6 protein-coding genes are annotated in these 9,909 nt (G+C 62.9%); 3 read left to right on the top strand and 3 right to left on the bottom strand.

All coding sequences use genetic code 11. The features are described 5' to 3' along the window. Positions 1-430: 430 nt before the first annotated feature. Positions 431-1,363, top strand: coding sequence for a hypothetical protein (locus ABZ459_RS51555; protein ID WP_357988554.1), 933 nt, complete (start codon positions 431-433; stop codon positions 1,361-1,363). A 1,250-nt stretch (positions 1,364-2,613) separates the two neighbouring features. After that, positions 2,614-2,994, top strand: coding sequence for a hypothetical protein (locus tag ABZ459_RS51550; protein WP_357988551.1), 381 nt, complete (start codon positions 2,614-2,616; stop codon positions 2,992-2,994). 271 nt (positions 2,995-3,265) lie between these two features. On the opposite strand, the gene ABZ459_RS51545 is transcribed toward ABZ459_RS51550, so the two are convergent. Further along, positions 3,266-3,691, bottom strand: a complete 426-nt coding sequence (locus ABZ459_RS51545; protein WP_357988548.1) for a very short patch repair endonuclease — start codon at positions 3,689-3,691, stop codon at positions 3,266-3,268. Positions 3,692-3,926: 235 nt separating this feature from the next. On the opposite strand from ABZ459_RS51545, the gene ABZ459_RS51540 reads away from it, so the two are divergent. Next, complete coding sequence (locus ABZ459_RS51540) at positions 3,927-5,891, top strand: DNA translocase FtsK (protein ID WP_357988545.1); 1,965 nt, start codon at positions 3,927-3,929, stop codon at positions 5,889-5,891. Here ABZ459_RS51540 and ABZ459_RS51535 read toward each other — a convergent pair. Both ABZ459_RS51535 and ABZ459_RS51530 read right to left on the bottom strand, forming a co-directional pair. Further along, the gene (locus tag ABZ459_RS51535) at positions 5,872-7,965 is read right to left on the bottom strand and encodes a UvrD-helicase domain-containing protein (protein WP_357988542.1); all 2,094 of its coding nucleotides are present in this window, start codon (positions 7,963-7,965) and stop codon (positions 5,872-5,874) included. The two genes, ABZ459_RS51540 and ABZ459_RS51535, sit on opposite strands and share 20 nt — an antisense overlap. A 64-nt stretch (positions 7,966-8,029) precedes the next feature. Further along, positions 8,030-9,907, bottom strand: a complete 1,878-nt coding sequence (locus ABZ459_RS51530) for a DUF1998 domain-containing protein (protein ID WP_357988539.1) — start codon at positions 9,905-9,907, stop codon at positions 8,030-8,032. Between the last annotated feature and the right edge of the window lie 2 nt (positions 9,908-9,909).

Raw genomic sequence — 9,909 nt, 5'->3', positions numbered from 1 at the left:
ACAACGATCCCGCCTCCGTGGTGTTCGGCATTGGCTGGGGAGCCACGCATCACTCCCTGCCCTTCGCCGCCGCCGTGCTGGCCGCCGTACAAGCTCCCATGATCGAACAGGTCACGGCGGAAGGCTGAACTGCTGTCCCGTATGTGAACCGCCCCGACTTTCTTGGAGGACGCCGCCAAGGCTCCGCACTGGATGAATTGCCCCGAGATTGGTGGAGTCGCGTTTCTGGATTGTCATGCCATGATGGACGTGTTCTTGAACCGTATCGGTCCCTAACGGCGTGCGAGCACGGACCGAGCACGGTGTCAGCCGCGCACCGTACGTACGCGAGCGCGGGCGGAAGAGCACGTATGCGGCCAGCAGCCGGAAGACATCCAGCACGCATCGTCGGTTGGCCGGTTTAGGGTGAGGCAGGACATCGGGAGTACCCATGGATGATCTCCTCGCAGCCTGTCGTACCCAACTGGACAACTGGGCGTCGGCTTTCGCCCGTGAGCGAGGCCTGTCCGCTCAGGCGTTACGACTGCACCCGCCACTCGATTTAAACGAGGCCAACGGGTTGATCCACGCTGTCGGCGCGGGGCTGGTGGACATACAACCCGATGGAGTGTTCCGGCTCGCCGGCGCGGCACCCGGCAAAGGGCCGTACAACCTATTCTCACGAGGTCCCGCCCCATCGCTCAATCGCGAGTACCTGGTGCAAATCGCGGCCTTCACCGAGTTGGTGACCGAGCATCGCTGGCCGGCACGGCGGGTGGCGTTCGAGTACGACGCGTTTGACCTGGGGACCTTTGACGACACTGGACGGCCGGTGGTGGTAGCAGAGGCCAAGCGCGATAACGCGTCACTGGACCGAATGCTCGACCAGATGCGTACCGCGACGGCGCGCCAGGTCACAGCGCCGATGAGTACAACACAGCGTAAGATCGCCGCGCTGTCGAGGCTCGGTGCGACGGTGTTCTGGGCAGTGGCGCCCGGCGTGCGACGCGCCTTTGACATTCAAATCGATAGGTACGGCATGCCGCAGCTCATTCCTCGCGAGACCTTGCCGACAGGGCCACGCACTGATTTGGACTGCCCAGTGTGTGGATCAGAAGACGAGGTGCGCGGCAGCCCGCTGCCTGACGGACGCATCCGCCTGATGTGTACCACCTGTGATCAGCAGTGGTCGCGGACACCCCGCAGCCCGTGCCGACGCTGCGGAGCCGCAGACGTCGACATCGGCGCCTACCGGGGTTGGGCCTACGACGACCCAGAAGTCGCCGCTGACGACACCTCCGCACCATGGCACTACGTCGACTGGAACGTCTACCGATGCCAACGCTGCCACCACATGTGGCAAGCGGGCCATCGCGCGGACTAAAGAGCTTGAGCGAGTTCTGAACCGTAGGTGGGAGCGCACCTTCTGGCCATACTGCACACGCAGTCCGTCCGCGATGTGAGCAATCTGCGATTCATCCGCCGAAAATTCGTCGCCACAGGCACGATCAACGAATACCACGACGCCGCTTAACCACAGCTCAAGCCACGGCCACAAGGAGTGGCCCACCCTATATCAATAGCACGCTTTCTCCAGGCCCAGATGCTGATAACAGGACGCTATGCCTCATTGAAGATCCCAGTAGGGTCGATAACCGGAGAGAAGGTGCGGATAGGGCCCCAAGGAAACTTATCCGATGCCCAGGATTAGGACTATCGGACTTGAGGGCAATAGGTAGTTGCGAACGGCTCTTATCAGCATATATTTGACACACCAAAACCCTGTCAAACGTGCATTGACATAACCTAATAGGCATTCTCCCTATGCGCGCGTCCCCACGCACCGAAGGCGCCCTGGGCTAGCGACCAACTGGGAGCCATCCAACCCCCGCCAAGCCTCTCCCCATGGGGTCACACGAGCAAGCTGCCCAAAGGCGTGCACAGGCAAAACTCAATACGAGCGTCGATCCCCCAATCACTTACCGGGCCAGACCCACCCTCGCGCCCGCGAGTTATTCGTCCGTGCCCGCCCGGCGCCGCACGTCCGTGGCGGAGCACCGCCACGACCGATCCGCTTGAACCCCTTAGACCACACAACGCCTCCGACCCGACCTTCCCCGCTCCTGATGCCAGGCGCAGGCGAACTTACGGTGTCGGCCATCTTTCTCGCTCGGCGTCGTTACCTCAACCTCTGAAACGGTCGCGCCCGAACCAACGGTCAAGGCCTCAGCAGGCTCTCCCCTGACCCACCGCACGGCGCTCGCCAACATTTTTGGGACGAGTTTTCCGACAAATAATCACGCTTGGCCCCACCAATGATCAAACTGGACAAAACCCCACTATGCGGCTGGGCAAGATGTACGGTACCTTTCCGGAGTAAGGTCGAGATCTTACGTTTGATCCGGTCCGAGCGCGTTGATTCACCTTGCCCGAATACCGTTCTACCCAGGCCCCAAGAGGGGCCTACTTGCAGTGCCAATAATCTGCAGAAGGAGCCGCCCAGATTCGCTTTTAAGGGAGAAATCGATCAGTCCGTACCTCTGACTTGGTTGGCAAACCAGGCCAGCGCTCTCGGCAGCCGCAGTAAGGGCTAAGAACCCTCCGACCTCCACCGACCAAGCCAAGGGAGCTTCCATGGCGAGAGTTACGACATGCGTTCCTCTCTACCTCGACGCTGACAGCACGAAGCTGTCTGCGTTCTTTAGGTACGACGACACCGAGGCGCCGTTCGATGTATATGTGCACGTTCCGCAGCTCGCAGCTTTCTTTATCCCTCGGGATACCGTCGCCGCCGGGCTCAACCGCGTATGTTCGCCCGACGGCTGCTCCTGTAAGGACATTTGCCTGCAGGACGTGGGCTTCGGGTGGCTACAGGCCGTTATTCAGCTTCCCTGGACGGATCCGCTTCAAGCTTGGATCCTGCGCCATGACTTGGAGGATTTCCTACTCCAGACGTACGCCCTGGTCCCCTACGACTGGGATGAAGCCCTCAGGAGGCTGAACCCCGACTACTAAAGGACCACTGGAGTGGTCAATGTCTACGGGCGAATAAGGCGGAGAGCCGTTGGCCGGACATAGGAGCCTGCCGCAAGTTGACCAACTTGCAGTAGCTTTGCGCTTCGCGTGAAAGTTGCCAGGCTGCTGTTTCGCACGCAGATTTGCGGGGCGGCACATTGAACCACATCTGGCCGACCGAGCAGTCCATCAAATCGGGGGTTCATCAAAAGCGCGGCCCGTGTAAGATAAGGCAGCCATCTTGGACTGCACAAAAATTCTTTCGCCTTCATCAACATCGACGGCTTCGGACGATTGCTTCGATTCTGTCAGCTGCGACGGCTAGATCCTGGTGGCCCCACACCCGGATTACACGCCAATCGGCCGCCTGCAGGCGTTTGAAGCTGTCTATGTCGCGTGTCCGATTCTTATGAATCTTATTCAACCACCAGTCGTTATTGTTCGCCGGCGCCGTGTAATGCCTGGGGCACCCATGCCAGAAGCAGCCGTCGATGAAAACAGCAACCTTAGCTCCGGGAAAGACCAGGTCCACTTTCCTGCGGGTGCCCGGGATGACTTGGGCATGAACCCGGTAGCGCAGACCTCGGCGCCATAGCAGCTTGCGCAGCTCGACCTCGATGCCGGTATCGAACTCGCGTTGCGCGCGCATCCGACGCGAGACACCTTCATCACGAGGAACAGGCTGAGCGGTAGTCATGATCGATAAGGATATCGGACGCTTTTGGCTGGTGTCGTGAAGTCTCAACCTTCTCTTACCAGGCTATCTCGGCGCGGAAGCGTGCCAGGGCCGGTCAGTGCCCTGCGTCACCGCGCATATGACCGCCAGTGTGGAAGGCATCAAGTTCGGCATGCCTACGTTGTCCAGGAACCCTCATGCGCCTGCAATAGCGACGACAGCGCATGGACCGACTACGATCCGCATCGGAGACGTCTTGATCAGATGGGAGGACGCCGTGCTTGGCGGTGTCACATTGGCCGGCCGGTACCGTCTGGGCAAGAAGCTGGGCGCCGGGGCCATGGGTGAAGTTTGGCAGGGTTTTGACCTTCGCTTGGACCGCGAGGTCGCCGTAAAGGTCTTCCCCAACCACGTGGAACCCGACTCGCGACGAATAGATCGTTTCCGCGCTGAGGCCAAGCTCTGCGGCCAGCTCCAGCACCCCGGCATCGTCGTCGTCCACGACGCTGACGAGGACAACGGGCAACTGTTCTTCGTGATGGAGCTCCTCGACGGCAAGGACCTGGCGAAAGTCATGTCCAAGGCCCTGAACGGCCTTCCGATCGAGCGGGTTATCACCATCGGGATCCGCCTGGCGGAGGCGCTCACCACCGCGCACGACAAGAAGGTCATCCACCGCGACATCAAGCCCGCGAACATCATGCTCCTGCCGGGCGACCGACCGAAGATCTGTGATTTCGGCATCGCCAGGGTCATCGACAAGGGCCGGGCCACAATGCATGCCGGTACTCCGGCCTATGCGGCACCCGAACAGACCGACGGCGCGCCGGACGAGCGCAGCGACCTCTATTCGCTGGGGTGCGTGCTCTACGAGATGGTTACCGGTGATCGGCCCTTCCACGGGAACGTCTGGCAGATCCTCTTCAAGCACGCCACCGAGGCACCAACGCCCCCTCGCGACATCCGCGGCGATATCCCGTCCCCGTTGGAGGAGCTGATCCTCCGACTCCTCGCCAAGAAGCCGGAGGAGCGCCCGCAGTCGGCCGCCGAGGTGGCCACCTTGCTCCGGGCCATGCGCCCACCCGCTCCCAAAGATGCGGACAAGAAGGTTGATCGTCTTCCGCCCGGCCGGCTTTTGAAGTCCGGCACGCCCGAGCGCAGACACACTGACGCCGATGACGCCATGGCCAAAGCCATCGATGAGGTCCTCCATCAGGACCGGATCGATGCCAAGGTCGCCGGGTACACCCGGACGCCTCAGCTGACCCGGTTTGAGGTACGGCTCGGTCCCACGACGCCGACGGCCGCGGTCTTCGCTTTGACCGCCGACTTCGCCGCGGCCGTGAACAACAGTGGAACCCGACTCGTGCCCATGGAACGGTCAACGTCTCCCCTGCCGGGCGTGGTGGCGATCGGTGTCGAAGTGCCCCATCGGGATCCCGACCTGCTCAGCCTTGGTGACCTTCTCCGTGAAGCGCCCGACGGCGACTCTCTGCTGGTAGGCCTCGGCCGCGCCGATGATGGAATACCCGCCTTCCTGAAGCTCAACGAATCACCGCATTTCCTGATCGGTGGAAGCGGGGGGCAGTTGGACCCTCTTCGGAGCATCGTCGCCTCGCTCGCGATGCGATGCCATCCGAAACATCTCCGTCTGGTGGTGTCCGGCCGGATGGGTCCCTTCACGGCTCTCCCCCACTTGGTCGAGCAGGCCAAGAGTGCCCCCCTCAACTGGGCGCTGGCCGAGGTGGAGTGTCGCTACGCCGATCTGACCGCACGGAGCTGCCGTACGACTGAGCAGTTCAACCGAGAGGTGCGCGAAGCCAGGGCACCGACCCCCATCGGCGCGCTCGGCGACACCGAGCTGGCCCATCCGGACGTGGTCGTGGTCATCGACGAACTGGCCGAGGTCGGCGACAGTGAAGCGATCACAGAACTGACCAGAGAAGGTCGCGCGGTGGGGTTTCATGTCATCGCTCGTACGGCTGTGCCCTCCCAGAGGGAACTTAGTGGCCGGATCAAGGGCTACTTCTCGGCCCGGTTGTCCCTTCCCGTGGCCACGGCCGAGGAGAGCGTGAGCATTCTCGATCGCGTGGGGGCCGAGTCACTGCGTCCGGGCACAGGGTTGTTCCTGGCTGGCAGAGGCAGGGTGCCATACGAGATCAGACTCGCCGCGATCTCGGATGAGGAGATCGCGGCGATCGTCAGCCACTGGCGAGGTTGAGGAACGGGCTGGGGTCACCGTGCCAGGAGACATGGAGGCGTTCGCGGGCACGGGTACTGGCCACGAAGAGCAGGCAGCGTTCCCGCTGGAGGTCGTTCCAGTGGGTGGTTGCGTCCTCTTCCGGCGGTGTGACCGCGTTCGCGGCGGGCAACTGATTGGCGCTGACGCCGATCACCGCTACGCAGCGGAATTCCAGGCCCTTCATCCGGTGCATGGTCGTAATCCGGACGTGGCCGTTCACGCCGTCACGGTCGCGTGAGAGATAGCACGCGTTGATGGCGGCGCGGACCAGGGCTTCCGCGGCTGACTGCCCCAGCATTTCGGAGCGGGCCGCAATCCCGATCTCTTCCGGCTGCACTCCGGCGTCGAGCCAGGCCTGTACGGCCTCGACCAGGTGCGCCAGTTCGGCATTCTTGGTCGGCGCGCCGTACAGCTCGGGTTTGGCGCCGTGGACCTCGGAGCGACAACCGGTCAGGCTTGCCCGCCGACCATCGAGATTGTCGATTTTCTCGCCGGCCAGCATGGCGCAGCTCCACGTAAGGATTTCCTCGGTGGTCCGATAGTTGATCTTCAATCTGGTGGATCGGCCCGCGAGTTGAACACCGATCGAGTTGAGGGAGACGCGGTTGTCGTAGATCCGCTGGTGAGTGTCGTTGGCGATGAACAGGTCGTTCGGGCCTTCGGCGACTGCGGCCCGGAGCACTCGCCAACGCACCGGGTGGAGGTCTTGGGCCTCATCCACGATCACGTGCTCGTACGGCCGGGTGTCCAGCTCGTCCAGCACACGCTTCGCCTCGACGCAGATCGTCTCGAAGGTGCGGTAGTTGTGCTCGGTCAACTCCTGCTCGAACTCGGCGATGGCCCGCCAGATCTGGGCACGCTGCAGTGATCCGAGTCGTCGTCCGCGCCCGGTTCGACGTGCGGACAGGTAGTCGTCGGAGGAGGTGATTTCCTGTGCGAGAACGACCTGCCGCCACTCCTCATGGAGGAACTTTTCGGTGAAGTCCAGGCTCCGACGCCGGGTGATCCGCCGCCAGATCTCCTTCTCCTCTTCGTCGCGCAAAAGCGTGAACTTCCCGACGTGCTCGTCCACCAGCCGTCGGGCCACCTGGTCAACGGTCAATACGTCGATGCGGGCCAGCACCTCGTCGTCGGTTTCCAGCAGCCGCAGCGATTCGGCCAGCGAGCGGGCCAGCGTTGCAGTGAAGGTGGTCAGCAATACCCGGCCGCCCTGTTGGGCCAGGTGTCGGGCGCGATGGAGTGCCACCACGGTTTTGCCGGTGCCGGGGCCGCCGATCACCTGAGCGGCGCCCGTGTACGTCCGGAAGGCGGCTTCGTGTTGCAACGGGTGCAGGTAGACCCGCCATCTCGCGAAGGGTTTGGCGAACAGCTCCATCAGTTCGTCCGGCCCTTCCACCAGCGCCACCTTGTGCGGCATCCGCTGGGTGGCAGCGATGAGGTCTTCCGGATCGATCTTTTCCGGTACGGCGGCGCCTACCACGTCGGTCCAGACGTCTTCCGGCGACATGCCGGCGGCCAGGCCGAAGAGCACGTCGTACTGAATCTGCGGCAGTTTGCCGTCCAGCGCCTCCAGCATGTCCACGTGGGTGAGCATCCGGGCGAACCTGAGCATCTGGTCGTCGATGCCCAGCCGAATCAGGTCGGCGTCGGAGACATGTTCGAAGAGCGGACGTGTGGACTCGACGGGAGCCCCCGTCAGTCCTTCAATCGTGTCGTCGATGATCGCGTCATCACGGATCTCCATATGGCCGGTGACCATATTCACCGAGACGCGCCGATTTCGGACCCACTCATAAGCTTCGTCGTGATTGTCCACACGCAGCAGGGTGAAGGTGTCGCCCGACTCTGGAACCAGGACGATACCGCGATACTTGCGGTTGATCCGGATGCTCTTGAATCGCTGATCGCGGATGTCGTTGAGCTTTTCCAAATGTGCCCCGGCGTGTGCGGTCTGTTCGAACTTGGCGATCGTGTCGATGACCTTCTGCTGGATAGGGCGGTCCAGCCGAATGAGATCTTGCAGGAAGTCCTGATGGATGCCCAGACGTGGCATCGCGCCCCTCCTCATGTCTCGGCTCCGGCCCGACCTATCACGATCGGGCCGGGAGAGCACTTGCTCAGTCACCCTTGTAGAAGAAACCGGTCGCCGGGTCGTCCGGAGTGCCGACCAGCATGGCCCGATCCAGGAAGACGTTGTTGGTCTCACAGCTGGTCTCGGGCAGCAAAACGCAGGCGTAGCAAGCCGCCAGGTTGAGGCTGTCGATACCGCTGGCCTCGGACTCCATACACGGGGGATCCTGCGAGCACCATTCCGTGCGGGTCAGGGCCGACTCCAGGGTCTCGTACAGTTTGCGATGCTCGCCTTGAGCGACAACACCTCCCAGGGAACCGGCCGAGTCGCTGGTCGCGGTATAGATGAGCACCCCGGCCATGTCCTGGTCGACGTATAGCCGTTCACGCAGTGCCGCGGCCGGATAGCCGCAGTCCAGGCTCCACTCGTTGATCAGCACGTGCGCGAGGGTGTGAAGGAGCACGTATCGAGGGGTTACCGGGGACTTGATGTCACCGGGGAGTTTGGTGCTCCCGGCCCGTTCTGCGCGCTCGCGCAGGATCGCGGTGTGGTTGAGCCAGATCTGTTGAGCGCGTCTTACCGGCCCGGGGCGCTGCTCCCACGCCCGGACGAGGTGTTCGTCGATGGCGAGAAAAACGCCCTCGCCGCTGACCTCGATCGCAGGTAGCCAGTCCATTGTGCCGTTGGCCATCGCGGCGCGGCGGGTGTCGCCGCCCGCAGGGTCGGGCATGGTGACCCGGGTGAACGACTCCAGTGCTCGTACCTCGCGTAGGCGTTTCACCAGCATGGAACGGTTGATGCCGTACGGCAGGGCACTCCCGTCACCGGGAGCCTGCATGCACTCGAAGTTTTCGTCGCGCGCAACGCTCCCGGTGCCGTCGTAGAGGTGGTTGTACTCTTCCTGCCTGAGCTTGTTGGCCGACTCGAACATGGCTGCCTCGTCGGAGTCGGGCAGGGCGCTCGCTTCCAGTTCCCGACGTCGGTGGACAGCCGCCAGCACCGCTTCCGGCGGAAACCGACCATCGTCCGTCAGGTGGGGGTGTTCCTTGATGTCTTCGAGAATCTCCGACTCGGGCAGCCCACGCTCCAGCTTTTTGGCGAGCCAGTTGTAGTGCTCGTTCAACCGTTGCTGCAGGGTCTGCGACCAAGGCGGGATGGACAGGGCGGAGCGGGTGATCGAGAACCATGCGGCCGACGCACCTCGCTGCAGCGTCCGGGGTATCGCGATGCACTGGGGCTCTTTGGCATCACGCCCGAGCCACGGCCGCCGCCCCTTGCACTTGATGCCGAGCGCGGACATCGCTCCACCGCCGAAAGCGCCCTCCAGCGACGCCGGCGGTACTCCGCACGAACACTTGATCACGACGGACCGAAGCGAGGCGGTCTGGCCGCTGCTCTCCAGCGTGAGCTCATGCTTGGTTTGCTGGTCCACCTCACGGGTGGGCGCACTCTTCTTGTGGACCCATTCGAAGTAGGGGAAGTCGTCCAGATGCCCGTTCTCGCATGCGATTACGAATCGGGACGGGGTCAGCGGTTTGTCACAGGCGCCGCAGACGCTCCTGCTCGCCAGCGAACCGAATCTCTTGAACTCCTGGAGCTTCTTGCAGGTGCCGCAGGAGTACATCTCGGGGAAGAGCCGGACTCTGATCCCATCGCCGGAGGACGGCTCGTCCGCCGGGGGGAGTTGGAAGTTGGCGACCTGGAGCCAGTGCTGGAGCCGCGGCTCGTAGACTTTGTCCGACGGCCAGACCCGCCAACTGTCCAGCCCGCTCACGATGTACGACTGATCCTCGATAGCGATTACCGAGCCGACACCGTACGTCGTGATGGCCTGCGCCCGACGTACCGCGCCCAGCGGCTTTCGGGTGACCTCGGCCTCGCCGTTTCGACCCGCCTGCCGGGTTCGTCCGCTACGAAGTGCCATGC

This window comes from Nonomuraea sp. NPDC005692, from assembly GCF_040631115.1.
GTDB lineage: Bacteria > Actinomycetota > Actinomycetes > Streptosporangiales > Streptosporangiaceae > Nonomuraea.
This window is presented reverse-complemented; position numbering and strand designations above follow the sequence as displayed.